This window comes from Micromonospora sp. NPDC003241 (assembly GCF_053589795.1).
In genome coordinates this window covers 1-23,829 of record NZ_JBSFSO010000063.1, presented here as the reverse complement: position 1 = coordinate 23,829, position 23,829 = coordinate 1, and the positions used below count along the sequence as shown (strand labels likewise).

Here is a 23,829-nt window from a genome sequence, read left to right as displayed (position 1 = left end):
CATCACGTTGCCGGAGTTCCCTCCCCGGTGTCCGCTCGCTCGGCCAGCCCGTGGACGATGTCCCGCGTCGCCGGGTACAGGGAACGGTATGCCGTGTAGCCACGGTGGTAAGCGGCGGCGGTCGACGGATCCGGTTCGACCCGGGCGGCCCACCGTGTCCAGTCGTCGTCGCGGTCGACCAGCCCGACCGCGAGGCCGGCAAGGTACGCGTCGCCGTAGCTGGCCCCGATCGTCTGCTCGGGGACCAGCTGCGGCTGACCGGTGACGTCCGAGACGATCCGCGTCCACAGCGAGCGGGCGCCCCCGCCCACCGCGATGATCCGCTCCGGTGGCGTCAACAGACCGGCCATCTCGTCGAGGTGGTGCCGGACCGCGTACCCGGTCCCTTCCAGCACCGCCCGATAGAGATGTCCACGCCCGTGGTCGAGGGTCAGGCCGGCGACGACACCACGCGCCTTCTCGTCGAACAGCGGAGTCCGCTCGCCGGCGAAGTACGGCAGCACCACCAGGCCGTCGGCGCCGGCAGGCACCTCGGCGGCCTCGGCGGCCAGCCGCTCGTAGTCGGTACCGCCGACCAGATCGCGCAGCCACTCGACCACCGCACCCGAGGTGGCGGTGCCGCCCGCGACGCAGAAGCTGTCCGGGAAGAGCCCGGTGGTCGCCCACATCCTCGGATGGACGACCGGCGCGGCCACCACGCGGGTGAGGAACATGGTGGTGCCGTACATCAGCATCAGGTCGCCGGGGCGGGTGGCACCCACACTGGCGGCCTCGGCCCAGGCGTCGACCGTGCCGGCGGTGACCGGGACGCCCTCGGGCAGGCCGGTGATCCGTGCGGCGTCACGCGAGACCCGGCCGGCGATCTCGGTGGGCCACAGCAGCCTCGGCAGTTCCAGTCCCGGGGCGATCTGTGTGGCCACGTCGTCGATCCAGGACTGCCCGTGCAGATCGTAGAGCGGGTCACTCTGGCTGGCCGAGTGGTGGTCGAGGACGTACTCGCCGGTGAGCCGGAACACCAGGAACGAACTGGCCATGAAGAACCGGCGGGTGTCCGCCCAGAGATCCGGCTCGTGTCGCCGGACCCACCGTAGCTTCGGACCGATGGCCTGACTGGTCAGGCGGTTGCCGCCACGTCGCACGATCTCGTCGGCACCGATGGCGTCGGTCAGTTCGACGATCTCCGCTGTCGCCCGGGTGTCGACGCCGTACAGGATCGTGGGTCGCAGCGGCCGCCCCTCCACGGTGGCTGGCAGGACGCACGGACCGATGCCGCTGACCGCGACGGCGGCGACCGGCCCGGGAGCCGCCGCGAGCAGGTCCCGCACGATGGCGACGAACTCCGCCCACCAGATCGCCTCGGCGTCGTGCTCCACGTGGCCCGGCCGGGGCCGCGACACCCGGTGCGGGCGGGTCGCGGTGGCCAGTACGGCCCCGGCCGGGTCGGTGAGGACGCCCTTGCTGCTCGACGTGCCGATGTCGACGCCGAGCAGGCAGGGGTCACCGGCCATCGGCAGGTCCCGCGTCGCAGCCGTGCAGGCGGATCTGCGGCAGGCCGGTGACCTCCCGGTCGTACTCACGGTCGATGCGGATGTCGGTCAGTTCCTGCAGGAAGACCTCGCCCTGGCTCCAGACGGTGGCCCGGAAGACGTGCCCGCCACGGACGTTGCCACCCGCCTCGGAGAACAGGGCGTGGCAGTGCGCCCACAGCTTGCCGTCGAGGGTCGTGACGTTGCCCTGGATGGAGAGGATCTCCATGGGGCGCTGCAACACGACGGTGTCGATCTCGTCGGCGAACTCGTGTTCGCGGTGGATCGGCAGCGTGGTGATGTCTCGGGGGTTGCGCAGGTAGACCTCCTGGATGGTGCCGATCACCGAGAGGATGACGGCGGTGTGCACGCCGTGGTCACGGCACACCTGCTCGATCGAGTCGGTCAACTGGGCGCCGGGCTTGATGCTCGCGGCGATCACACGGCCGTTGCCGGCGGCGCGGCTGACGACGGCGGGTACGGTGCTGGTCATGGTGCCTCCCGAGGTGCTGGTTACTTGACGCTGCCCATCGTCATTCCGGTCACGATGTGCCGCTGGGCGGCGAGGGTGAGGACGAAGACGGGCAGCATGATGATCGAGGCGTAGGCCATCATCGGCCCCCAGTCCAGGGACGCCTCGTGGACGAAGTTGAAGACGGCCACCGGCAGGGTGCGGCTGTCGCCGTCGGAGAGGATCAGCGCCATCTTGAAGTCGTTCCAGCTGAAGATGAACGCGAGGATGCCGGCGGTGAGCATGCCGGGTCGGGTCAGTGGCACCGCGATCCGCCAGAACGTCTCCAGTTTCCCGCACCCGTCGACCTGCGCCGCGTCGTGGACCTCGTCGGGTAGGGCGGCGAAGAAGTTCACCATGATGAAGACGGTGAGCGGGAACGTGATGATGACGTGCGACAGGATCAGTGCCGGGTAGGTGCCGACCATCCGCAGCGCGGTGAACGCGACGAAGAACGGCACCAGATAGGCCACCCCGGGTAGCAGACGGGCGGTCAACAGTGACAGCGACAGTCTGGTCTGCCGGTAGCGGGCGATGCTGTAGGCCGCCGGAACACCGATGAGCAGCCCGAGCAGGCTGGAGCAGGTGGCGACGACCAGGCTGTTCGTCATGTAGCGCGCGAACGGGGTGCGGGTCAGCGCCGCCTGGTAGTTGTCCAGGGTGGGCGTGAAGTCGAACCACTTCGGCGGGATCGTGTAGATGTCGACCTGCTGCTTGAACGACGAGGTCAGCATCCAGAAGAACACGAACAGCGCCGGGGCGAGCGCGACGGTGACGGTGACGGCGAGCGCGATCCGACCGAGGATCGATCCGCGCCGTCGGCGAGGTCTGGCCGCCGGTCGGGTCGGCGGTGTCGCGGTGGCTCGGGTGGCGGTCAGGATCTCGGACATCGGTTCACCCCTGGTCGGTCCGCGCCCGGAGGCGGGTGAAGACGATCGCCACGACGAAGACCAGCAGGGTCAGCCAGACCAGCAGCATCGACCCGTACCCGAAGTGCAGGTACGACAGGCCCTGCTTGAAGGCGTACAGGTTGAGGGTCTCCGAGGCGGTGCCGGGACCGCCGTCCGTGATGACTTTGATGATGTCGAACGTCTTGATGGCGTCGATGAGCCGGAACAGCGCGGCGACGAGGATGACCGGGCTCAACAGCGGCAGCGTGACGCTGACGAAGGTACGTATCGGCCCGGCGCCGTCGACCTTGGCAGCCTCGAACGGTTCCTGCGGAAGTGCGGCCAGCCCGGCCAGCACGATGAGCATCACCAACGGCGTCCACATCCAGGTGTCCACGATCGCCAGCGCCGGGATGACGAGGTTGGCGTCACTGATCCAGAGCAGGGTCGGTCCACCGACGGACTGCACGATATAGTTGAGGATGCCGATGGTCGGGTCGAACATCATCTTCCAGACCAGGGCGACAGCGGCCGGCGTCGCGATCATCGGGAACATGAACAGGGTGCGGGCCACCCCTCGACCAGGGAAGCGCTGGTGGAACAGCAGAGCCGCGCCGACGCCGAGGACGACCTGTAGCCCCACCGACAGGGTGACGAAGTAGACGGTGCGCCAGATGCTGCCCCAGAACTGGCTGTCACCGAGCGAGCGGGTCAGGTTGTCCAGACCGACGAACTCCGGTGGTCGCAGTCCGCCGGACCACTCGTGGAAGCTGAGATAGACGGTGTAGCCGATCGGGAACGCCAGCATCGCGACGACGACGATCAGTGCCGGGGCCGGCAGGATGTACCGGTCGTAGCGGTCCAGGACGTCGAGCAACGTGCGACGGGGCACGGGCTGCGGGGGCTTGCGCGCAGACCGTGCGGGGCTTTCGGTGAGCGGAGCCATCGGGACCAGGTCCTCCCTTGCGAGGTCCGCGGCCGGAGGCGGGGCCTCCGGCCGCGGCCGATCACTAGCGCATCGCGTCGAGCAGGCCCTGCAGCTTGTCGTTCTGCTGGTCGGCCGTCCGCTTCAGGGCGTCGCCGGTCTGGCCTTCCAGGCCCTTGTTGGCGACCAGTCCGGCGATCTCGCGGGCCTCGACGCCCGGGGTCACCGGTGGGTTCATCCGGGCCCGTGCCGTCTCGGTGCTGCTCAGCACCACCTGGGTGAACTCGGGAGTCTTGTCGGCCTGCTTGAACTCGGGCGACCCCCAGGCCGACGCACGCGGGCTGGGCCAGCCGGTCAGTTTCAGGTCGAGGTTCATCTGCTTGCTGGTGGCCCACTGGATGAAGTACCAGGCGGCGTCGCCCTTCTCGGAGAAGGGGTTGATGCCGTAACCCCAGCCGCCGATGAACGGCGCGGCGTCGCAGTCGGCGCGGGGGACGGTGGTGTACCCGACGTTGCCGGCCACCCGGGACTTCGTCGGATCCTCCAGGTCCTTGACGAACAGGTTGACGTCCAGGAAGGCGAACACGTTGCCCTGCGCGAACTGCTGGGAGGGCACCGGCCAGTCGAATCCGGCGATGCCGGGCGGACCGTACTTCGTGCCGAGCTGTCCGTACGCCTCGTACGCCTTGAGCGCCTCGGGGGTGTTGATCGCGGCTTTGCCGTCGGTGACCCACTCGCCGCAGTACGCGTACAGGAAGGACGAGAACGGGGTGGTCGTCTGGTAGGGGATGCCGCGCAGCGCGAAGCCGAACACCCGGTTGCCGGGGTCGTGTACGGCCGCAGCGGCGGCGTCCCACTCGGCGAAGGTGGTCGGGACCTCCAGACCTGCCTTCTCCAGCAGGTCCTTGCGGTAGTAGACCAGGTCGGTCTGCATCTCCCAGAGGACGGTGACGGTCTGCTCCTCGACGGTCATCGCCTTGCGGATACCGGCCCCGAAGTCCTCGAAGTCGTACTCCGGGTTGGTCATCCCCGGGTTGGTCAGGTACGGGCCGAGGTCGGTGTACCAGCCGTTCTTGGCGAACTGCAGGCCGTCGACCTCGGGGAAGGTCGCCATGACGTCGAAGTCCGAGGCCCGCGAGGTGAGCCGCACCGGCAGGTTCTGCCGGTAGCTGGTGACGTCGGACCCCTCGATCTCGACGGTGATGCCGGTGAGGTCGGTGAACTCGGCGAGCCCGGCCCGCAGACTCTCCACCTGACCGGTGTCGGCCACGTAGACCTTGATCGACTGGCCGTCGTAGCGCTTCCAGTCGAAGGTGTCGCCGGTGTACTCCGGACCCTGGTTCCCGGCGCCGCCTCCACCGCAGGCGGTGACAGCCAGGGTCGCGGTCAGGGCTATCGCGAGGGTTCGTGTTATCGATCGAAATGATTGCTTCATGTCGGTTCTCCTGATGAGAAGACCGGTGTTTCGGGGACTCCGTGGTCACCGGAAATCTGGGCGACCACGGTGCAGGGCACCTCGCCGACGCCCTGGACGTTGAGCGGGGCGAGGGTGAGCCGGATCCGGCGCCCGGCGAGGGCGCCACATCCGACCAGTCCGGCGACGGTCCAGATGGACTCGGTCAGAGCCAGGGTGGCGGCCCAGTCGTGCCGCACCTTGTCCGGCCGGTAGTGGTGGAGATAGATCGTGGCGGCGTCCGACGGGTACGCCGGGCGAAGCCAGGGTTGCAGTGCGGTCCACTCGGTCCGGGCGTGGTCGCCACCCGGTCGATCGAGGTACAGGCAGTCGGTGAGCAGCAGGTCCGACGAGTTGGCGCGGAGGCGTTCGACCAACAACTGCGCCGCCGCGACGCTCAGATAGGGCCCGTCGAGGTAGTACGCCGCGTCGGCGAAGCGATCCGGGTCGTCCCCCCACCCCGTGGCCAGGACCACCGCGTCACCGGTACGCAGGTCGGCGTCGTCCAGAGCGGCTCGGACCGCATCAGCGGAGATCTCGCCGCCCGGCGCCACCGGGCAGGACAGCACGACCGCCGCCCGGCCGAGCAGCCGCTGCGGTGGCAACTGGTCGACGGTGGCTCCGGTCGGCGAGCCGAGCGCCGGACCCAGCAACCGGGTCGCGGAGCCACTGCCCATGGTGATGTGGAAGAGGTTCGCGCCGTTGTAGGTCAGGGTGGCGATCTCCTCGGTCCGGTACGGGGCCTCCCAGGGAAAGAAGCTGCCGGCCGGTGACTCGGTGGTGATCGGGCGGGTCAGGTTGACGGTGCGCAGTGTCATCGGGCCTCTCCCGCCTCGTCGCCGTCCACGGCCAGCACGGTGCACGGGGCTCCTTCGGCTCCCGCGAGGAACAGGGGCAGGACGGTGATCCGTACCCGCTTGCTGCGCAGCGCGCCACAGTTGGCCACCGCGGCGACCGGGGACATCGCCAGATGCAGGACCACCGACGACCCCCAGTCCGGGGCACCGCCGCCGGCGCCGCGTTCCGGGGTGTAGTGCCGCATGTAGATGCGGGCCTGCGGGGAGGGGAACGGCGGGCGGTCCCACGGCTTGCGGGAGGCCCACTCCGGGAACATGAAGCCCTCGCCGAGATTGCCGATGTACGCGCAGTCGGTCAGCATCAGGTCGCTGCCGCGTTCGGTCATCACCTCCGCCAGTCGCTTCGCGCCGTCCAGCGAGAAGTGCGGGGTGGTGGTCGCGTACTCGTCACCGAGAGTGCGGTAGCGCTCGTCGTCGCCCCATCCGGTGCGCAGCAGCACGGCGTCACCGTCGCGGTAGTCGGGATCACCGACGACGGCGCGGTCGATGTCGTCGGCCTCGATCTCCTCGCCGGCCTGTTTCGGGATGTCGATGACGACCGTCTCGCGGTCGACCAGCGTGCCGTAGTCGAGTTCGTGGATCCTGGGTGCGTCGTCGTCGTAGCAGGCGCCGAGCATGAGCCGGGTTCCGGCCTCGCTGTGGAAACTCATGTGGTGGGTCGCGACACCCTGGCGTTCGTGGGTCGTCACCGGTGTGAGCTGGAAGGGGGAGTCCCAGGCCCACACATTGCCGACCGGCATGAACGGATAGAGCGGCAGCGTCAGGTTGACTGTTCTCATCGGGCCTCGCTATCTCTCGGTGGGGTCCGCGGCACCGATCCGGCGGGTCGCGGCGCAGGCCGATCAGGCGCCAGTGGTGTCCTGCAGGGCCGATCAGGCGCCGGTGGTGCCCTGCGGGAAGTAGAGGCGGGGCTGGGCGGCCGCCCAGCGGCTGCGCTGGTCGGCCATCACGCCACCGACCAGGTAGACGTGGTGGATCACCTGCTCGGAGATGGCTTCGGCGTCACCGGCGCACACGACGTCGAGCAGGATCCGATGCGACTCCGCGATGTCCTGCACGCCCAACGTCGGGCCGACCATGTTGAGCCACAGACGGAAGAGCACATGCTGCTCGTCCCAGGCCTTCATGATCCGGGGCAGGCCGCACGGCGCGCAGAGGGCGCGGTGGAACCGGTAGTCCAGGTCGGCGATCCGGCGGTTGTCACCGGCGGCCGAGGCCTCGTGCATCTGGGAGATCAGATCCTCGAGGTCGGCGACGTCGGACGGTCGCAGCCGCGGTGACGCCTGCTGGTAGGCCAGGGTCTCCAGCACGGTACGGACCATGTGCAGTTCATGGACGTCGTCCTCGGTCAACTGGACGACGCGGGTGGTGCGCGCGGACTCCTCGACGAGCAGGCCGTCTCGCTTGAGCAGCCAGATGGCCTCGCGCAGCGGAGCGCGGCTGACGCCGAGTTGCCGGGCCAGCGACTCCTCCACGATCCGGGTGCCCGGCGGCAGTGTGCCGTCCAGGATCGCCGCCCGCAGTACGTCGTAGGTCGACTCGCTGAGCACGACCTTCTGGGGCACGCGCAGCGCGGTGACGGACGATGCGGGTTCGGCCGAGTTGACCATGCGACAACCTTCCGAAGGGGGCCCGGACTCGATGAAGCCCGGCGACTTATCGTCGACGGTGTACGGTAGACGGAAACGTAGCCGTAACATGAATGGCCCGTCAAGAGGTCAGTTCAGACTGATCCGGACGACTGAAATCGCTGGTAGACGCTCTGTGAGCGAAAGTTCGACGCCCAGCCACCCGAAGGGCGACGCAGTCGCAACCGCACCGCGAACGTGACAGCCGCCGGATCCGCGCGTGTGTCGATGGGCTTGCCGCACGGGCGGCACACATGAGCGGCCAGCGGCCGGGCGGGGTGGGCCGGCCGGCGGAAACGAGGATCGCCGCGGGGGCGGGCGGGGTCGGGCATCGCGCAATCCCGCCGATGCCCGCGTCCCCGCATTCGGCGCGTGGGCACCGATCGCCCACGCGCCGTTACTGCTACCTGTCGGCGAGCAGCGCCGAGACCGCCTCGGCGGTGCTCGGGTGCGCCTCCACCAGGACCGCCGCACCGCTGCGGGGAGCACGCCAGTCGCCCCGGACACCGAACAGCTCGGCGACCGCGTCCACCGGCTCCGGATGACCGGCCAGCAGGGCGTGCACCGGCCCGGCGACCCCACCGGAAGCACGCGACGCGACGGCGGGTGCGGCGGGCACGCCCAGCCAGGGCGGCACCCAGGAGTCCAGTGCGGACAGGCTGCCCGGGAACGTACGCCCCGCCTCGCGGACCAGCAGCGGCACCGACTCGGCACCGTGCTCCCGCAGCGTGGTGACCAGGTTGGGCAGCCAGGGCAGCAGGACCGGGTCGGGGAGCCGGGCGAACGCCGTCGACATCGTCTCCACCACGAACGGCGTGAGCCCCGGCACCGGTTCCAGCGCGTGCACGAACCCGGACAGGTACTGCGGGAAGGCCGGCACCACCAGCGGGTTGGCCAGCAGCTCCTGGCACTGGGCCCGCAGCTCGGTCAGGGGCAGCAGCCCGAGCTGGTGCCGGGCCGCCCAGAGCAGGGCCACCTTGGCCGGCGCCTGCGGATGGGACTGACCGACCGCGAGTTCGAGCTGGGACCGGTCGCAGCCCAGCGAGAGCGCCAGGCTCTCCAGGTTGAACAGGAAACCGAGCATCGCCCCGACCTGCCGTACGCCGGTCTCCTCCTCGACGAACGCGGTCGGCAGCAGCGTGCAGTAGTGCGCGTACCCGGTGGTCACGAACGCCGCGCACCAGGCCGGCAGCGTCGGCGCGGTGGCCTGGTGGTGGGCGAGCAACCGGCGGATCCGGCGCAGCACGCGCGGCGCGTCGTCGACGGTGCGTTCGGCGGCGAGCAGCTCCACCGCCCGGGTGCCGAGTTCGTCGACCAGCCGAGGACTGTCCAACAGCCGGATGGCGTCCTCCACGGCGGCGAGAGCGCCGGCGGCGGTGGCGTCCGGGCCGTGTGCCGTCCGACGCAGGCGCTGTTCCAGCACCTGTTCGACGGTCACCCCCTCGTACCCGAGCTCGATCAGCGCGCGTTGGTGACGGCCCAGCGCCAGGTCCCAACTCTCCTGGATGGACCGGTGGCCGAGCCGACGCTCACCCATGATCGGACGGACCGCACCCGGCGGCAGCACGTGCCGCAGCATCCAGAGCAGGTCCGAGCAGCCAGCCAGCTCCGGGTTACCGTGCAGGTCCAGCAGAGCCCGCTGCACGGTCCGCTTCTCCAGGTCCAGGCCGAGCGGCTGGAGCCGGTCCAGCACGTCGCGGGCCAGCGGCGGCAGGGCGTCGTAGCCGACCTGCCCGATCCGGTCCCCGCCGAGCAGGATCTCGCAGAGCCGCCGCACGTCGCGCCGACCCGGCACCACGTCCTTCTCGATGCAGGTCACCGCCGCGTCGGCGAAATCGTACGGAGTGGGCCGGGCCCGGTTGCGCAGTCCGGCCAACAGGATCGAGGTCTCGAACACCGCGATCGCGTCGGCCGTGCTGGCCAGGTAGCCGTTGCGTCGGGCCAGCCGGACGATGTCCACGCACCACCGGCGCAGCTCCGCCTCGTCGAGCCCGTCGAGAGCGGGCGGCGCGGCGAGGAACCCGGAGAGCCGGTCGCTGACCGCCTCGTCGGGTGCCGGATCCGGCGCACCGCGTCCCCGCCGGCCCCGGGACGGGCCGCCGCGCTGACCGTCCAGCCGGTACGGCTTCAGACCCGACCCGCTCACCGCCTTGGTCCAACTCGCCGCCGCGATCGACACCGAGCCGGGCGCGAGCCCGAACTGCGCCTCGATCGCCGAGTGGCTGGACGGGATCAGGCCGTACCGCCACCGGGTCGCGGTACGTGGGGAGATGTCGAAGTCCGGTGCGGTCGAGTCCAGACCGAACTGCTCGACCCGGCTGGCGGCGTGGAAGGCGCCGCAGACATAGAGACAGTCCTCGGGTGCGGCACCGGAGGCCGCCAGGTGCTCCCGGATCCGGGTCCACATGTAGCGTTCCCGGTCCTCGTCACGGTCGGTACGGTTCGACCCGGCGGGACGCAACCGCCGGAACAGGCTGCCGATCAGCACCATCACCTGCCGGTAGGTGTCGTGGTCGGCGACGGTGAGCGGCCGTTCGACGTACTGGTCCCACCACTCCGACCAGTGCCGCACCTTGCCGTGGTGCAGCAGGTGCGCCTCCAGCTCGGCGAACCGGGGACGCAGGTCGCCGATCTCCACACCCACCGCGTCGCCGTGCAGGGCGACCTGCTCACCCGCCTCGGCGCCGCCCTCCACACCGGCCACCTCGCCCTGGGGTGGGGTCTCGCCCCGGGGCGACCACTGGAAGACGTGATCGGTGGAGCGGTCGACCAGCACCAGCTCCACCCCGGGCGTCTCCAACGCGTACGCGATCGCCTGGTACTCGGCGGACGCCTCGGTGACCGGCGCGATCACGCTGAGCGGACCCCACGCGGCGGGGAAACCGTCGAGTTCGGAGGCGAACGCCTGCACCGCCACCGGTAGCCGACAGTTGCGCAGTTCCCCCAGCAACGGTTGCAGGTCCTCGCAGAGCTCCAGATAGATCACCCGAGGCTGCTTGCTCCGCAACCGGCGCACCATGGCCAGCGCGGAGGCCGGCGAATGGTGGCAGACCGGGAAGATCTCCAGCCGCTCGCCCAGGGCCCGGTCCACGTCGTCGACCATCCCGGCGAGGATGTCGGCCAACGCGTCTGGACCGCCCGCGAACGCGGCGGCCGCGTCGGTGAGCTGCTCACGCAGGGCGCCGAACGCGCCGACGGTCGCCGGAGCGCTCATGACAGGGCGGCGATCGCCTGACGGCCACCGTCGAGGAAGCCGCGCCACTCACCGCCGTCCTCGGTGGCCCGGGGCTCCACCACCGCGTGCAGGTACTTGTTGAGGATCGCCAGGTCCTCCGGGCTGCGTCGGGCCAGCGACCCCATCAGCGAACCGGCAAGCGTCTCGGCCCGCAGGGTCCGGTCGCCGAAGAACTGGCTGTGCAGGATCGCGTCCTCCAGCACCCCGATCTGCTCGGCGGTGGACAGCGCCGACTCCAACTTCTCGTCGTCGCTGGTCGCCGAGGCGGCGGCGGCCCGCAGGTCGGCGAAGCTCTGCAACAGGATGTCCAGCAGCGTGGGCGGCACGTCCAACTCCACGTGGTGGCGGCGCAGCAACTCCTCGGTCCGGAACCGGACGATCTCCGCCTCGCTGCGCTTGTTGGTGACCACCGGGATCCGGACGAAGTTGAACCGTCGTTTCAGCGCCGAGGACAGGTCGTTGACGCCCCGGTCCCGGCTGTTCGCGGTCGCGATGATGGAGAAACCGGGCTTGGCGAAGACGATGTTGTCGTCGTTCAGCTCGGGGATGGAGACGTACTTCTCGGACAGGATGGAGATCAGCGCGTCCTGCACGTCGCTGGTGGAACGGGTCAGCTCCTCGAAACGGCCCACCACACCCTGCTCCATCGCCGTCATGATCGGCGACGGGATCATCGACTCGCGCGACTGACCCTTGGCGATCACCATGGAGACGTTCCAGGAGTACTTGATGTGGTCCTCGGTGGTGCCGGCGGTGCCCTGCACCACGAGCGTGGAGTCGCGGCAGATCGCGGCCGACAGCAGCTCGGCGAGCCAGCTCTTGCCGGTGCCCGGGTCGCCGATGAGCAGCAGGCCACGGTCCGACGCCAGCGTCACGATGCTGCGTTCGACGAAACTGCGGTCGCCGAACCACTTCTGCGGGATCTCCCGCTCCAGACCGTCGGCGCGTTCCGAACCGAGCACGAACAGCCGGACCATGCGCGGGCTCAACCGCCACGAGTACGGCTTCGGACCGGTGTCCACCGACTCCAGGAAGTCGAGTTCGTCGGCGTACTTGACCTCGGCGGGGGCACGCAGCATCTCGGACATCAGGGGTGTCTCTCCTAGGTGAGGAAGCTCTTGAGCTCGAAGACGAGTTTGCGGATGTGGCCGGAGACGACCGGGGTGCCCAGGTCCTTGAGACGCTGCCGGAACCAGGGGTTGACGCTCTGCTGGCCGGAACTGCTGACCGAGCCGACCGGGATGAACCGCACCCCCGACCGGTGCACCGCCTCGATGCCGTCGAACAGGGGCTGGGAGCGGCCGAACTCGTAGAAGTCCGAGATCCAGACCATCACTGTGTTCTTCGGCTCGACGATCTTCGGGCGGGCCATCGCCATCGCCACCGGGCCGTCGTTGCCGCCACCGAGGTTGGTCCGGAGCAGGACCTCGAACGGGTCGTGCACCCACGGGGTCAGGTCCAACGCCCGCGTGTCGTACGCGATCAGGTGCACGTCGACCTTGGGCAGCCCGGCGAAGATCGACGCCAGGATGGTGCAGTTGACCATCGAGTCGACCATCGACCCGGACTGGTCCACCACCACGATCAAGCGCGACGGCGTGGTCTTGCGCGCGGTCTGCCGGTAGTAGAGCCGGTCGACGTAGAGGCGCTCGTCCTCCGGGCTCCAGTTGGTCAGGTTCTGCCAGATGGTGCGATCCAGGTCGAGGTTGCGGTAGACGCGCTTCGGCGGCACCGACCGGTCGATGCTGCCCACACTGGTCTGCTCCACCTGGGTCCGCAACACCTCGGCGACCTCGTCGACGAAGCGACGGATCAGCGCCTTGGCGTTGGCCAACGCGACGCCGGACAGGTTGGACTTGTCCCGCAGCAGTTGCTCGATCAGCGACATGCTGGGCGTGAGCTGCCGGGCCAGAGTCGGGTCCGCCAGCACCTCCCGCAGGCGCATCCGCCGGACCAGGTCACCTTCGATGCCGGCGAGGGTGGCACCGAGCCCGGTGCCCTGCCGGCGCAGCTCGCCGGGCGCGGTGCCGAGCGCCTGCTCGAACCAGCCGGCGTCGGCCTGCCAACGGGCCAACTGGCCGGCGGTGACCGACCCCGCACCCGTGGCGAAGACGTTGAGCAGCACCTTCGACACCAGCGCGGCCCGACGGACCTCCGCCTCACCGGGTTGATGCGGCCCGTCGGCCGACGCCACCTCGGCCGACGCCACCTCGGCCTCGGTGCCGGCCTCCGCGTCGGGGTTGGCCTCCGTCTCGGGGTTGGGACCGGTCTCGGCGAGCAGGCCCCGCAGCTCGTCGGCCACCTCGGGGAAGCGCTGCACCACGGTGTCCACCGACACCGACGGGTCCAGCAGGGCGGCCGGCAGGCCCAGGTCCTCGACCACGGCCATGCTCGCCGACTCCAGCGTGGGCTGCTCGTCCGGGTCGAAGATCCGGCCCAGCAGCCGCCAGTAGAGCACCTGCCGCCGGTTCGCGGCGGCCTGTTCGGGGGAGTCGGTCATCGGCGCAGCAACCGTCCCGCGCGCTCGCGCAGCACGGCCACGGCGTCGCCCGCCCTGGCCTCGGTCTTGGCCACCTTCGGGTCGGTGACACCCTCGGCCCAGTCGCCGTTGTGCGCCTCGACGGGCGCGCGTTTGACGGTGGCCTGCACCGCCAGGGGCTGCACCCACCACCGTCCGTCGTCCCACCGCGCCAGACCGAGACAGGAGGTCGAGGCGGCGACCAGTGCGGGGGTGAGCGGACCGGCCGCCGGCAGCCGCTCGACCGTGACGCCGATCGACTCTCCGTCGCGTTCGAGGGTGAGGCCGTCGCCGTCCTTGCGCACCCGGTAGCCCTCCATCAGCACCGGTTCGGCGATCACGGCCGGATGCCGGTCCAGCGGGGCGGTGGCCGCCGCCGTCGCCTCGGCGAGCAACAACCGGCCGGTGGCGAAGGGGTCGGCCGGTTCGCCCGGGCGTACCTGTGACTCGCACCAGGACAGGTCACCGCCGCGCACCGGCAGGTCGGTGACGCTCACCGTCCGCCGCTGCGCCACCGCCGCCAGCAGTACGGGGTACGCCGCCAGGAGCCGCCACACCGCCGGGCCGGTGATCGTCTCGACCTTCCCGGCCCCCACCGTCGTCCGCACCAGTCGGGCCGGTCCGCCGTCGGACGGTTCGAGTACGGCGTGCACCTGCACCTGCACCGCCGTGGCGTGCTCGTGCACGTCCACCCCGAGCGGGAGGAGTCGCCCGGAGACCCGCTCGACGTCGTCCGCCGGGCCGGACCGGTCCTGCGCGAGCAGCACGGCGCGGGTCCACAGGTCGGCCCAGCGGCGGGCCGGCACCTGCGGCATCGTGGCCACCGGCAGGCTCGCCCGTACCTCGGCGGCGAGCCCGTCGAGCAGCACCGCCAGGCGGCGCAGCCGTGGCTCGGCCAGGGCGGCCTCGACCGGCGAGCCGACCGCGGAGAGCAACTCGTGGTCGGCGCCGCGCCAACCGGCCACGGCCACCTCGTGCAGCCAGGCGGCGGCCGCGCCACTCGCGGCGGAGGTCTCCGCCGGTGCGCCGGACGGTGCCGTCCACCGGGCCCGTTCCCGCCCGACGGCGGTGTCGAACCGGTCGAGCAGTGCGTCGTGCGCCGCGCCGAGCAACGCCGACCGGGCGCCCGCCAGGACGGCCAGGTCGTCCGGACCGAACCCGCCGGACGTCACCCTGCCGACCGCGTCGGCCACCGGGACGGCCAGGGGAGTGCCCGCCACCGCGTCGGCCAACGCCGCCAGCGCCGCCGCCGCCTCGTCGCCGACCCGCGCGAGACCGCTCACCAGTGCTTCGTCGAAGCCGGCCACCACCGTGTCTGCGTCGGCCAGGCCGGCCGGAGGGTCCTGCTGCAACTGCGCCACCTGTGTGCCGAGCATCAGCGACCCGCCCCGGTAGCCGGGAACCAGTGCATCTCGGGCAGCGCGGTGGTGCTGTCCGGCAGTTCGAGATAGGCCAGGTGACGCAGGAACCGGCTGAACACCACGGCGGCCGGGGTCGGTTCGTGGCGGGTGTCCATCCGGGTCAGCAGATCCGCGCCGCTGCGCACTCCGTCACCGGCGTCGACCCGCAGATACCGGGCGACCCGTTCGACGCCGTACTGGAGGACGGCCTCCTCGGCGAGGGCCTGGAGGTGCTTGCAGGGCGCGCCGCGCAATCCGCCGCAGGGCCGGTTGTTGTTGGTGCTGCAGTGATAGGCGTGGGTGCCGGCGGCCACCGACGAGACGTAGACCCGCTCGATGTCCGAGCCGCTGGAGACGACTCCCTGCAATCGGCCGTCGGCCAGTTCGACGAAGGGCACCTTCGCCAGCTTGCGCGGGCGGGCCGGCGACACCACCGCCAGCACGCTCCGCCGCCGCCTGGCGGCCCCGTCAGCGTCCGTCACCGCAATCCTCCCGCCCGCCGCAGACTCGGCGTCCGCCCTGGTGATGCCACGCCGGCCGGTTCCGGCGCCGCCGTGCAGACAAGATCATGGCCCACGGGTACGACATCCGCCCGCGCTCAGGCCGTCCCACGATCCGCCACCCGATCAGGCCATCCTCCTAGGACGCTGTACGGGAAGTGTGCGCGCTCATCCACGTCCGGCAGGGAGCGGCAACGAAACGGGACCCGGCGTTAACCTCGCGGCCCGCCCAGCGCGTTTCTGCGTTGGGAGGTGCAGATGCGACGACACGGGGAAGCGGGGCCGCCGGACGGTCTCGTCGAGTTCGTCAGGGTCCGGTCCGACGGCCTGCTGCGGTCCGCCTGGTTGCTGACGGGGGACGCGGGACGGGCCGAGGACCTGGTGCAGACGGTATTGGCCGACGCCTGGCGCCGTTGGCCCACGATCGCCGACGGTGGACAGCCGGAGGCGTTCCTGCGCAGGGCCTTGTTCACCACGTACGTCTCACGGTGGCAATGGCGGTGGCGCGGGCAGATCCCGAGGCCACCCACGGAGGACCCGGGGTACGGGGACATGGCCGTCGGCTCCGCGGACCGGGACGCGGTGTGTCGGGCACTGGCCCGGCTGACCCGGCGGCAGCGGGCGATCGTGGTACTGCGCTGTGTCGAGGAACTGTCGGTGGTGCGGACGGCGGAGATTCTCGGCTGCCCGGCCAGCACGGTCGAGGCGCAGGAGCAGAAGGCACTACGGACGGTGCAGGCGGATCCGCATCTCGAACTCTTCGCGGTCTGGAGGTAGGGCGTGACCTACGACGGCGACCACATCCGGATCCTGCTGACCCAGGTAGTGCCGGTACTGCGGCCCCCGCAGGACCGACTCGACCTGGTGGAGCATCGCGTACACCGCCGCCGACGGTGGATCGCCGCCGGCGGCGCGCTGGTGGTGGTGCTGCTGGCGGCCGGGCTGGCCGTCGGCGGCATCGGGGCCGCCGGTTAGGCCGAGTGTCACCGGCGTGGACGCCGTCTGCCGCGCAGAACCGTCAGCGGGATGCCGGCTGGTCCGGCTGTCCCGCGTCCACGAGACGTCCCGGCGCGGCAGCGACCGACGGGCGGTGGGGGCCGGTCACCTCGCGCGTGATCGACGCGGTCGGTCCGGCGAGGTGCTCCGGCGCCCGCAGCACGTGCTCGGCGCCACTGAGCGCGATCACCCTCGCCGTGCCGCTGGTGGCGGTCACGGTGATCCGCTGCCCTCGTGCGGCGGCGGTCTCCCTGATCACGAGCAGCGCGGAGAGAGCGGCGCAGTCGAGGTACCGCAGCGGAGTCAGGTCGAGCACCAGATGGGTGATCCACTCGGGGGTCAGGAGCTGCCCGAGATGGTGCCGGATGCGCGTGGCAGTCGCCAGATCGGCCTCACCGGACAGGGTCACGTGCCGGGTGCTCGGTCTGGCGTCATAGTGATGGAATTGCAGAAGGTCCTGGTCAGTGACGACATTCATGCGAATGCTCAGTCCCTGCCCTGGCGAAGGGCACTGGCGCGGCCGGATGAGGTTGCCACCATCGATCCGGCGCCGGGGAGGACAGCGTTCAGGTGCCGACCTCGACGTGGCGCGTAGGACGCCTTCACTCGACCGTACCCGCCACCAGCGACCGATGCCATCCCCGCCGGTGCCGCGAGCCGGTGCCGGAGTGGACGACCGAGGGCCGGGACCGCCGTCCGCCGCCCCCTGCTCTGCCGCAGGTCAACCGCCGGAGACCGGGGTGACCGGATCGAGATGCCGGACCGCGTCGACGATGTCGGGAAAGGCGTCGACGAAAGCGTCGACGTAGCGGGGGTCGAAGTCCGCCGGTGTCCGGATCCGGCTCTGCAGGCAGCCGATGAAGTGCAGGCCCGCACCTCCGGCGGCCACGGCGTCACCGGGGGAGTCCCCCACATAGACGCACTGGGTCGGCGGGAGTCCGGTCGAGGAGAGGAGTTCGTCGAAGGCCCGGGGGTCCGGCTTGCGGAAACGCGTGTTCCCGGCGTGGTAGACGCCGCTGACCCGGGTGGCCAGCACGTGGTCCGGTGCCAGCATGTGTCGGACCTCGTCCTCGGTGCGCGACGTCAACAGGAACACCGCCCGGCCGGAGAGCACGAACTCGTCCAGTGCCCGCAGGTTCTCCGGTGGGATCACGTCCAGTCGGCCGTCGGCGATGTGCCGCTCCAGCGCCCGCTGGTGCAGCGTCGTGAACCGGACCAGGTCGAGCCCGGGCGACCGGATGGGCATGGCGTCCAGCAGTGGCGCGCCCCACGTCGACAGGTGGACGTGCGGGGGTATCGGAGGTCGGCCCATCTCCGCGAGCACCTCGTTCTCGAGCGCGAGGGCGGCGGCCTGGGTGAGACACAGGGTGTCGTCGACGTCCACGATCACGGCCCGGATCACCGGCCCAGCCTAGCCCTCGGCCTGCAAGCGAACAGCCACGGTGGCGCCACCACACCGAGTCGTGGCCCGGGACGTGCACCGCCCCGGGCCACCGGCGCCAGGGGCGCGGGCGTCCCGGACACGGAGGGCGACGAGCCCTGCTCCCGCCTGCCGGCCGCCCGAGGTGCGGCAACGCACGCCGTGACAGCCTGCGTTTCCCCGTGCCGCTTCCACCACTGACGCTCGACACCCGACACGTCGATACCGATTCGACATCTGCCGGTGGCCGTGGATGCCTTTGGGTATCGGGCGGTGTCCGCTACGGTGTCACTGCCACAATAGTTGTCGGGTGCAGCTCAGTAGAGCACAGCGTCGCGACGTTCAGCAACTATCGTGGTCGACTCCTGTCGGGGCGCGACGATCGTCGCAGGTGGATCGGAAGGTGGTCATGGCCGACGTTGGTGGCGCCGACGGGCCGACCTCGTTCGCCGCCCGGTTGCGGCACCTGTTCGAGACGCGACTCAAGCCCGGCACCGACAAGGCGTTCTCTCCCGACGAGGTGGCCAAGGCGACCGGTCTGTCCACCAGCTACGTCAACTACCTGCTCCGGGGGGAGCGCGACAACCCGTCGCGTTCGGCCATCCAGCAACTGGCCAACTTCTTCCGGGTGGAGCCGAACTTCTTCTTCGACCGGGTGGCCGACGCCGAGTCCGTCGGCGATCCGGATCTGGAGACGATCACCGTGCTCGCCCGTCGGATGCCACCCGGCGCGCCCCGGGCCAGCCTGCGGGCCATCGTCGAGCAGGTCGCCGCGCTGGAGGCGCAGAGCAAGGCACGCCGGGACCGCTCCGACCCGTAGCGCGTCCCGGGTCACCGCAGAGCGAGGAACGTCGGCGCGGCGACCAGCACACCCACGACGGTGCCGACGATCACCTGGGCGACGGTGTGATCCCGCAGCCGTACGCGCGACCAGCCGACCAGCGCGACCACCGGCGCGGTGGCGAGGAACGCGGCACCGAACGCGATCACGAGCACCGCGGCCGAACCGGCGGCCACCGCGGCGTGGATGCTGAGCTTCCAGACCAGGTTCACGGCGGTCACCGCCACCCCGAGCAGGAACATCACCACGACGATCGCGGTGACCGGACGCGGCGCACCGAGACCGATCATCAGCGACAGTCCCACGAGTACGGAGAGCAGGCCGTACAGCAAGGGCGTCCGGCGTTGTTCGCGCACCCGGATGTGGTGGTCGGTCAGTCGCCCACGACGGACGTCCCACCAGATCAGGGCGTTGGGGATCGCCGAGCAGAACAGCGCGCCGACCAGCGCCCACCCGAGGCCGTCGGCGAGGGGCGACACGCTCGTCACTCCGATCACGACGGGCATCGCCGCGGCCAGCAGTGCCGGTGCGAACACCTCGGTCACCACGCGCGCGGACCGCAACGCCGGTCGACCGGCCCTGACCTCCCTGGTGTCGTGCACGTCCCGCATTCTGCCTCGTCCGGTCGCACCATCCGGGCAGGGGCGCGCGCCGCGCGGGGATCCCACGATCGACGCCGGTTGGCTATGCTGCCCCCTTGCGCCGCCACTATTGTGGCGCAGCGCGAGGCTCGACGGACCGGACGTCGGATCAGGACGAGGACGGGCGACAGGCACGGGATCGTCTCGGTGGGGGCTCGCACGGGGGAGGCGCAGCGACGATGTGGCGGCAGAGACGGCAGGTCAAGAAGCTGATCCGCCAACTCGTGGTCGATCTGCCGGCACCGCTGACGCTCTCCGGGATGATCTCCGCCCTGGCCGACGCCCGCCGCCGGGACATCCAGGTCCTCGCCATGACGATGGGTGAGCAGGCCGGGCCGTGCGGGCTGTGGGTGGCGACCGCGGAGACGGATTACGTGCTCTACAGCCGAGACTCGTCCCCGGTCCTCCAGACCCAGACGATCCTGCACGAGTTGATGCACATCGCCCTGCGGCACCGCGGGAAGGTGGTGCTGCCGCACACCGTGCCGGAGCCGGCCGGTCCGGCGGACGTCCAGGCGCTGCTGGCCCGCTCGTCGTCGACGTTCCACGACCGTCAGGAGCACGACGCCGAGCTGCTGGCCACCTACCTCGGCGCACAGATGGCCGCCGTCGGCGAGGTCGGCGGCTTCGACGATCTCGCGGACGAGACGGCGGCGGTGATGTACCGCATCGCCGCCACGCTGACCGACTAGCCGGAGGTACGCATGCTGGTGGCGGCGGGCCACGTCGCGGCGCTGGTGGTCGCCGTCGCGGCGTTCGTCGTGAAGCTGGGCGCGCTCCGGCGGGACCCGTCGAACCCGAGGGTCCTGGCCAGCCTGGGGATCTGCCTGGGCTGCGGCGTCGCCGTCACCGCCGGGTGGGCCCCGGTGCACAGCGGGATCGACGGACTGTCCGGGGTGCCCAACCTGGCCAAGCCCGTCGAGCACGGGGCGGCGCTGGTCACCGCCACCGCGATCCAGTTCCTCTTCCTGCACCTGGGGGATCCGCAGCGGGCGCGTCGGTCCATGCGGCGGCGTTGGCTCTTCTTCGCGGTGGTGGCCACCGTGATGGTCACGATGTTCTGGGCGGCGGACTTTCCCGAGTCCGAACCGATGCACTTCGCCGAGCGTTACGGCGACATGCCGCAGGTCATCGTCTACATGCTCGCGTTCCTGGCGTACCTGGGCGTCTCCGTGGTGGACATCCTGCGCATGTCGCTGGGCTATGCGCGCTTCGCCGGTACCCGCCTGAAGGTCGTGATGCGGCTGCTGAGCGCCGGAGCGTTCTTCGGCGCCGCCTTCGTGGCGCACAAGGCGTTGTTCCTCGCGTGGAAACTGGCCGGTACCACGCCTGCCTGGTCCGAACCGCTCGCGTCGCAGTCGCTTGTCACGCTGTCGGTCGTCCTGATCTGTTCGAGCTTCGTGCTGTCCACGGTCTGGAAGACCGTCGACGGCCTGCGCGCATGGCCCCGCAGGAGGGCGTTGTACCGCGAGCTGCATCCGCTGTGGCACCTGCTCTATCGGGCCGTCCCGAGCATCGCGCTGCATCCGCCCCGTCGTCCGGAGCGCAACCCCTGGTGGGTGTGGGGTGTCGGGCAACGGCTGTACCGGCGGTGCGTGGAGATCGGTGACGGCCTCCAGGCGGTGGGCCCGCCGGATCCGCGAGTGGTGGCGCAGGCCCGGCGGCGCGCGGCGGAGGCCGGTGGGGACGAGGCCCGGGTGACCGCCGTCGGGGAGGCCGCCGGGATTCTGGACGCCGTCCGGCGGTACGCCCAGGGACAGGTGGCCGGCAGCACGGTGGAGCCCGGCGTGGAACCGCCGTCGGGAGACATCGCGCACGCCGACGTGGAAGCCGACGCGCGGCGTCTCGCGCCGATCTCGACCGCGCTGAACGAGCGCCTGGTCCGCGACACCGCCTCGGAGAGTCGCGGTACGCCTGCGATCTAGGACTGGCGTCGACCCGTGTGGTGATGAGAGCGTATGTGCCGCAACCAGATGACTTGTCCGGGCGGGCGCGTGCGCGGGAAGCGGCAGGAGACCACCATGTCCGAGAAGGGCACCAACCAGCCACGCCTGCGTATCGGTGGCTGGATCTCTCCGCCCGACATGGACGCCGGCTCGACAGCGACGGCCCGATCCGGTGACGGGCGGCGGCACCACGGGCCCGGTGAACTGCCGCGACGCACCGCTGCGTCCCCGGCCCTGCCCCGCATCGTGCTGTCCGCCCATGCCCGGCTGACCCGTACCTCTGCCGAGGGCGGCACCGTACCCGGTCCGGTGCGTAGCGGCGACGAGCCTGCCAGCGACCTGCTCCCGCCGTTCGGCGGCCCGCACCGCCGGGACCAGGCCGGGGCCGCCGACGTCCGGCGCAAGCTGCTGCTCTGTGGGGTCGCCGTGGTCGCCGTGAGCACCATCGTCGGCGCGACGGCACTGTACGACGGGTCCGCACCCGATCCGGTACGCGGCGAGTTCGCCGCGGCGGTGCCCCGTCCGGACCAGCCCGTCGACGGACCACCGATCGGCACGACTGCCCCCGGGGCCGACGGGCCGTCGGGAGCCCCGCCCGTGTCGCCGGGGGCCGCTCCGACCACCGACGGCGGCGGTGCCAGCGTGTCCCGCCGGGCCACTGCGGCCCCCACGTCCGCGCTTCCCGTTCCCGCCGTGCCGCCGCCGGTGGCGAGCGATCCCGCGCGTCCCTCGTCGACGCCGACGACTCCGGCCGGCACCGCCCTGACTCCGGGCGCGCGCGTCGGCCTGGAGGTGGCCGCCCTGCCGGGCCGCCGGGTTCGGCACGCCGGTTTCCAGGCCCGCGTCGACGTCGTGGACGCGGGCAGCAGCGCCAGCACGAAGGCCGATGCCGCGTTCGTCGTCCGGACCGGCCTCGCCGGAGCCTGTCTCTCCTTCGAATCGGTCAACTATCCCGGTCACTACCTGCGACACCACGAGTTCCGGGTGTTCCTGCACCGCGCCGACGACAGCGACCTGTTCCGCGCCGATTCGACGTTCTGCCAGGTCACCGGCATCAGCGGTACGCAGACGTCGCTGCGCTCCTACAACTACCCGAACCGGTACCTGCGCCACGACGGTCAGCGGCAGATGCAGGTGTCCCCGATCGACGGTGGCGCCTCCTCGACGTCGGCCACCTTTGTCGTCCGCCCGGCCCTGTGACCTCCCGGGTGGACCCGGCTCCGCGCCGGTAGCAGCCGCCTCCGGCATCCCGACCGCCGACAGCGCCACCCTCGCGCCTTCCCGCTGACCAGGGTGGCGCAGGTCCGTCGTGCCCGGTCGACGAGACCGGCGGATCGGAGCGGCACCCCCCGGGCCGCCCCGATCCGCCGACCGGTGACCGGTCCGGGCCGGATGACCAGGACGGTCGGTGGCACGGTGGCACGGTGGCCGGCCGGGTGGGGCCGGGCGATCGGTGCGGGAGGCACCACGGCCGTCTCGGGTGCCGTGGCCGCCCGCCCGCGTTCTGCCGATGAGCGTGCCCGTCCGGGCGTCCCAGGCGACAGGGGTCGATGTCCCGACGGCCGGGACATCGGCCCGATGTCCGCTGTCGACGCGCAGCCCGACCCCGGCCCCTGGCCGTCCACCTGACCGCAACGTGCGGCCGGACGACGTGGACCGGCTGTGGAACCTGGTGAACTGGTCGGACGTGATCGCCCGGTTCGACGCCGCCCGCGCCGCCACGCCGAAGGTCTGAGCGGCGTGACCGGCCATACCCCGGCCGCGGCGGAACTGGTGCAACGCGCCGCCGGGGTGATCGCCGCCAAACACCGTGGTGACCTCGCCGGTGCCGAGGAACTGCTCGCCGCCTTCGACTCCGAGCAGGCCAGGACGCTCGGCTTCTATCTGTTGGCCGACCTCGGTCTCGGACTGCTGCGGACGCAGAGCGGGCAGTCCCTGGACGACCTCGTCCGGGAGTTGTCGCTGCTCGTCGCCGCCACCGCCGGACGGCCCGAGACCTGATCGGCGGAGACGCCACCGGCGGCCCTGTCCCACTGGTACGGGACGGGGCCGCCGACGGTGCTCATCCCGGCGGGCCCGGTAGGCCCGCCGGGTGTGGAGCGGCGGGTCAGCGTTGCAGGGTGAGGATTCCGGGGCGGTAGGGCAGGAGGCCGTAGTCGCCGCCGGAGTTGGGGGAGCGGCCCTGGTAGAGCAGTTGGAGGTTGCAGGCGTTGACGGTCATGGTCTGGTCGGCGTTGGTGCGGATGAGTTCGCCGTGGCTGATGTCGTTGGTCCAGGTGGCGCCGCTGTTGGCCTTGCCGGCGAAGGGGTTGCTCTCGGTGGTGGCCTGGGGGGTCCAGGTGCCGCCGAGGCTGGTGGCGGTGAAGGAGCGGAAGTAGCGTCCTTGGGAGCCGATGGCCTCGACGAGCATGAGGTATCGGTTTTCGCCTTCGAGTTTGTAGACCTGGACGCCTTCGAAGAGGTTGTTCGTGGTGTCGGTCATGATCGTGGTGTAGTTCGAGCCGAAGCTGCCGGGGAAGTTGCCGATGGGCATGCTGGCCCG

General features: G+C 71.0%; 24 protein-coding genes. 7 read left to right on the top strand and 17 right to left on the bottom strand.

The annotated features are described in order from the left end of the window. Window positions 1-2: 2 nt before the first annotated feature. The 13 genes from ACWDVW_RS30255 to ACWDVW_RS30195 all read right to left on the bottom strand — a co-directional run bounded on the left by ACWDVW_RS30255 (window position 3) and on the right by ACWDVW_RS30195 (window position 15,386). Entirely contained in the window at window positions 3-1,508 is a 1,506-nt protein-coding gene (locus ACWDVW_RS30255; RefSeq protein ID WP_449955733.1) for an FGGY-family carbohydrate kinase, read from the bottom strand. After that, window positions 1,498-2,019 (bottom strand): PPC domain-containing DNA-binding protein, encoded by a 522-nt coding sequence (locus ACWDVW_RS30250; RefSeq protein ID WP_131053019.1) that lies wholly within the window; start codon window positions 2,017-2,019, stop codon window positions 1,498-1,500. The genes ACWDVW_RS30255 and ACWDVW_RS30250 overlap by 11 nt, the downstream gene beginning before the upstream one ends. A 20-nt stretch (window positions 2,020-2,039) precedes the next feature. Continuing rightward, a complete protein-coding gene (locus ACWDVW_RS30245) occupies window positions 2,040-2,927 on the bottom strand; it encodes a carbohydrate ABC transporter permease (RefSeq protein WP_449955730.1) in 888 nt (295 codons plus the stop codon). 4 nt (window positions 2,928-2,931) lie between these two features. Next, entirely contained in the window at window positions 2,932-3,819 is an 888-nt protein-coding gene (locus ACWDVW_RS30240; protein WP_449955727.1) for a carbohydrate ABC transporter permease, read from the bottom strand. 118 nt (window positions 3,820-3,937) lie between these two features. Further along, window positions 3,938-5,287: an ABC transporter substrate-binding protein gene (locus tag ACWDVW_RS30235; protein WP_449955724.1), complete on the bottom strand. Its 1,350-nt coding sequence runs from the start codon at window positions 5,285-5,287 to the stop codon at window positions 3,938-3,940. Next, window positions 5,284-6,123: a cyclase family protein gene (locus ACWDVW_RS30230; RefSeq protein ID WP_449955722.1), complete on the bottom strand. Its 840-nt coding sequence runs from the start codon at window positions 6,121-6,123 to the stop codon at window positions 5,284-5,286. Before ACWDVW_RS30230 ends, ACWDVW_RS30235 begins: the two co-directional genes overlap by 4 nt. Continuing rightward, on the bottom strand, window positions 6,120-6,941 hold the full coding sequence (locus ACWDVW_RS30225; protein WP_449955719.1) for a cyclase family protein: 822 nt from the start codon (window positions 6,939-6,941) through the stop codon (window positions 6,120-6,122). The genes ACWDVW_RS30230 and ACWDVW_RS30225 overlap by 4 nt, the downstream gene beginning before the upstream one ends. A 93-nt stretch (window positions 6,942-7,034) precedes the next feature. Then, complete coding sequence (locus ACWDVW_RS30220) at window positions 7,035-7,772, bottom strand: GntR family transcriptional regulator (protein ID WP_449955716.1); 738 nt, start codon at window positions 7,770-7,772, stop codon at window positions 7,035-7,037. 421 nt (window positions 7,773-8,193) lie between these two features. Further along, entirely contained in the window at window positions 8,194-11,004 is a 2,811-nt protein-coding gene (locus ACWDVW_RS30215; protein WP_449955713.1) for a DUF5682 family protein, read from the bottom strand. Then, window positions 11,001-12,113 carry an ATP-binding protein gene (locus ACWDVW_RS30210; RefSeq protein ID WP_449955711.1) on the bottom strand — a complete coding sequence of 371 codons (1,113 nt, stop codon included), beginning with the start codon at window positions 12,111-12,113 and terminating at the stop codon, window positions 11,001-11,003. Before ACWDVW_RS30210 ends, ACWDVW_RS30215 begins: the two co-directional genes overlap by 4 nt. A gap of 14 nt (window positions 12,114-12,127) precedes the next feature. Further along, the gene (locus ACWDVW_RS30205) at window positions 12,128-13,525 is read right to left on the bottom strand and encodes a VWA domain-containing protein (RefSeq protein WP_449955708.1); all 1,398 of its coding nucleotides are present in this window, start codon (window positions 13,523-13,525) and stop codon (window positions 12,128-12,130) included. After that, window positions 13,522-14,919 (bottom strand): hypothetical protein, encoded by a 1,398-nt coding sequence (locus ACWDVW_RS30200; RefSeq protein ID WP_449955705.1) that lies wholly within the window; start codon window positions 14,917-14,919, stop codon window positions 13,522-13,524. The genes ACWDVW_RS30205 and ACWDVW_RS30200 overlap by 4 nt, the downstream gene beginning before the upstream one ends. Beyond that, on the bottom strand, window positions 14,919-15,386 hold the full coding sequence (locus tag ACWDVW_RS30195) for a hypothetical protein (protein ID WP_449955757.1): 468 nt from the start codon (window positions 15,384-15,386) through the stop codon (window positions 14,919-14,921). Before ACWDVW_RS30195 ends, ACWDVW_RS30200 begins: the two co-directional genes overlap by 1 nt. 315 nt (window positions 15,387-15,701) lie before the next feature. Between ACWDVW_RS30195 and ACWDVW_RS30190 the strand changes: the two genes are divergently transcribed. Both ACWDVW_RS30190 and ACWDVW_RS30185 read left to right on the top strand, forming a co-directional pair. Further along, entirely contained in the window at window positions 15,702-16,220 is a 519-nt protein-coding gene (locus ACWDVW_RS30190) for a SigE family RNA polymerase sigma factor (RefSeq protein ID WP_449955702.1), read from the top strand. 3 nt (window positions 16,221-16,223) lie between these two features. Then, window positions 16,224-16,418: a hypothetical protein gene (locus ACWDVW_RS30185; protein WP_449955700.1), complete on the top strand. Its 195-nt coding sequence runs from the start codon at window positions 16,224-16,226 to the stop codon at window positions 16,416-16,418. A gap of 43 nt (window positions 16,419-16,461) precedes the next feature. Here ACWDVW_RS30185 and ACWDVW_RS30180 read toward each other — a convergent pair whose 3' ends face one another. Both ACWDVW_RS30180 and ACWDVW_RS30175 read right to left on the bottom strand, forming a co-directional pair. Beyond that, window positions 16,462-16,917 carry an STAS domain-containing protein gene (locus tag ACWDVW_RS30180; protein WP_449955697.1) on the bottom strand — a complete coding sequence of 152 codons (456 nt, stop codon included), beginning with the start codon at window positions 16,915-16,917 and terminating at the stop codon, window positions 16,462-16,464. A gap of 243 nt (window positions 16,918-17,160) precedes the next feature. Then, window positions 17,161-17,841 carry an HAD family hydrolase gene (locus ACWDVW_RS30175; protein ID WP_449955694.1) on the bottom strand — a complete coding sequence of 227 codons (681 nt, stop codon included), beginning with the start codon at window positions 17,839-17,841 and terminating at the stop codon, window positions 17,161-17,163. Between the two features lie 427 nt (window positions 17,842-18,268). Here ACWDVW_RS30175 and ACWDVW_RS30170 point away from each other — a divergent pair, with 427 nt between their 5' ends. After that, window positions 18,269-18,679: a helix-turn-helix domain-containing protein gene (locus ACWDVW_RS30170; RefSeq protein ID WP_449955691.1), complete on the top strand. Its 411-nt coding sequence runs from the start codon at window positions 18,269-18,271 to the stop codon at window positions 18,677-18,679. A gap of 11 nt (window positions 18,680-18,690) precedes the next feature. Here the strand turns inward: ACWDVW_RS30170 and ACWDVW_RS30165 are convergent, their stop codons facing one another. Next, the gene (locus ACWDVW_RS30165) at window positions 18,691-19,206 is read right to left on the bottom strand and encodes a phosphoesterase PA-phosphatase (RefSeq protein ID WP_449955754.1); all 516 of its coding nucleotides are present in this window, start codon (window positions 19,204-19,206) and stop codon (window positions 18,691-18,693) included. Between the two features lie 314 nt (window positions 19,207-19,520). Between ACWDVW_RS30165 and ACWDVW_RS30160 the strand changes: the two genes are divergently transcribed. From ACWDVW_RS30160 to ACWDVW_RS30145, 4 genes are all read left to right on the top strand, one after another. Then, the gene (locus ACWDVW_RS30160) at window positions 19,521-20,033 is read left to right on the top strand and encodes an ImmA/IrrE family metallo-endopeptidase (RefSeq protein WP_449955688.1); all 513 of its coding nucleotides are present in this window, start codon (window positions 19,521-19,523) and stop codon (window positions 20,031-20,033) included. 12 nt (window positions 20,034-20,045) lie between these two features. Beyond that, window positions 20,046-21,266, top strand: a complete 1,221-nt coding sequence (locus ACWDVW_RS30155) for an MAB_1171c family putative transporter (RefSeq protein ID WP_449955685.1) — start codon at window positions 20,046-20,048, stop codon at window positions 21,264-21,266. Between the two features lie 96 nt (window positions 21,267-21,362). Beyond that, entirely contained in the window at window positions 21,363-22,487 is a 1,125-nt protein-coding gene (locus ACWDVW_RS30150; protein ID WP_449955682.1) for an AbfB domain-containing protein, read from the top strand. A gap of 540 nt (window positions 22,488-23,027) precedes the next feature. Beyond that, window positions 23,028-23,288 carry a superoxide dismutase gene (locus ACWDVW_RS30145; RefSeq protein ID WP_449955680.1) on the top strand — a complete coding sequence of 87 codons (261 nt, stop codon included), beginning with the start codon at window positions 23,028-23,030 and terminating at the stop codon, window positions 23,286-23,288. A gap of 106 nt (window positions 23,289-23,394) precedes the next feature. On the opposite strand, the gene ACWDVW_RS30140 is transcribed toward ACWDVW_RS30145, so the two are convergent. After that, on the bottom strand, window positions 23,395-23,829 hold a 435-nt coding region (locus tag ACWDVW_RS30140; RefSeq protein WP_449955677.1), incomplete at its 5' end, for a non-reducing end alpha-L-arabinofuranosidase family hydrolase.

What these genes read in the sequence shown, in the direction of transcription:
- ACWDVW_RS30255 (WP_449955733.1), bottom strand. Translation starts at nt 1,508, where the DNA reads ATGGCCGGTGACCCCTGCCTGCTCGGCGTCGACATCGGCACGTCGAGC.
- ACWDVW_RS30250 (WP_131053019.1), bottom strand. Translation starts at nt 2,019, where the DNA reads ATGACCAGCACCGTACCCGCCGTCGTCAGCCGCGCCGCCGGCAACGGC.
- ACWDVW_RS30245 (WP_449955730.1), bottom strand. Translation starts at nt 2,927, where the DNA reads ATGTCCGAGATCCTGACCGCCACCCGAGCCACCGCGACACCGCCGACC.
- ACWDVW_RS30235 (WP_449955724.1), bottom strand. Translation starts at nt 5,287, where the DNA reads ATGAAGCAATCATTTCGATCGATAACACGAACCCTCGCGATAGCCCTG.
- ACWDVW_RS30230 (WP_449955722.1), bottom strand. Translation starts at nt 6,123, where the DNA reads ATGACACTGCGCACCGTCAACCTGACCCGCCCGATCACCACCGAGTCA.
- ACWDVW_RS30225 (WP_449955719.1), bottom strand. Translation starts at nt 6,941, where the DNA reads ATGAGAACAGTCAACCTGACGCTGCCGCTCTATCCGTTCATGCCGGTC.
- ACWDVW_RS30220 (WP_449955716.1), bottom strand. Translation starts at nt 7,772, where the DNA reads ATGGTCAACTCGGCCGAACCCGCATCGTCCGTCACCGCGCTGCGCGTG.
- ACWDVW_RS30215 (WP_449955713.1), bottom strand. Translation starts at nt 11,004, where the DNA reads ATGAGCGCTCCGGCGACCGTCGGCGCGTTCGGCGCCCTGCGTGAGCAG.
- ACWDVW_RS30210 (WP_449955711.1), bottom strand. Translation starts at nt 12,113, where the DNA reads ATGTCCGAGATGCTGCGTGCCCCCGCCGAGGTCAAGTACGCCGACGAA.
- ACWDVW_RS30205 (WP_449955708.1), bottom strand. Translation starts at nt 13,525, where the DNA reads ATGACCGACTCCCCCGAACAGGCCGCCGCGAACCGGCGGCAGGTGCTC.
- ACWDVW_RS30200 (WP_449955705.1), bottom strand. Translation starts at nt 14,919, where the DNA reads ATGCTCGGCACACAGGTGGCGCAGTTGCAGCAGGACCCTCCGGCCGGC.
- ACWDVW_RS30190 (WP_449955702.1), top strand. Translation starts at nt 15,702, where the DNA reads ATGCGACGACACGGGGAAGCGGGGCCGCCGGACGGTCTCGTCGAGTTC.
- ACWDVW_RS30180 (WP_449955697.1), bottom strand. Translation starts at nt 16,917, where the DNA reads ATGAATGTCGTCACTGACCAGGACCTTCTGCAATTCCATCACTATGAC.
- ACWDVW_RS30170 (WP_449955691.1), top strand. Translation starts at nt 18,269, where the DNA reads ATGGCCGACGTTGGTGGCGCCGACGGGCCGACCTCGTTCGCCGCCCGG.
- ACWDVW_RS30165 (WP_449955754.1), bottom strand. Translation starts at nt 19,206, where the DNA reads ATGCCCGTCGTGATCGGAGTGACGAGCGTGTCGCCCCTCGCCGACGGC.
- ACWDVW_RS30160 (WP_449955688.1), top strand. Translation starts at nt 19,521, where the DNA reads ATGTGGCGGCAGAGACGGCAGGTCAAGAAGCTGATCCGCCAACTCGTG.
- ACWDVW_RS30155 (WP_449955685.1), top strand. Translation starts at nt 20,046, where the DNA reads ATGCTGGTGGCGGCGGGCCACGTCGCGGCGCTGGTGGTCGCCGTCGCG.
- ACWDVW_RS30150 (WP_449955682.1), top strand. Translation starts at nt 21,363, where the DNA reads ATGTCCGAGAAGGGCACCAACCAGCCACGCCTGCGTATCGGTGGCTGG.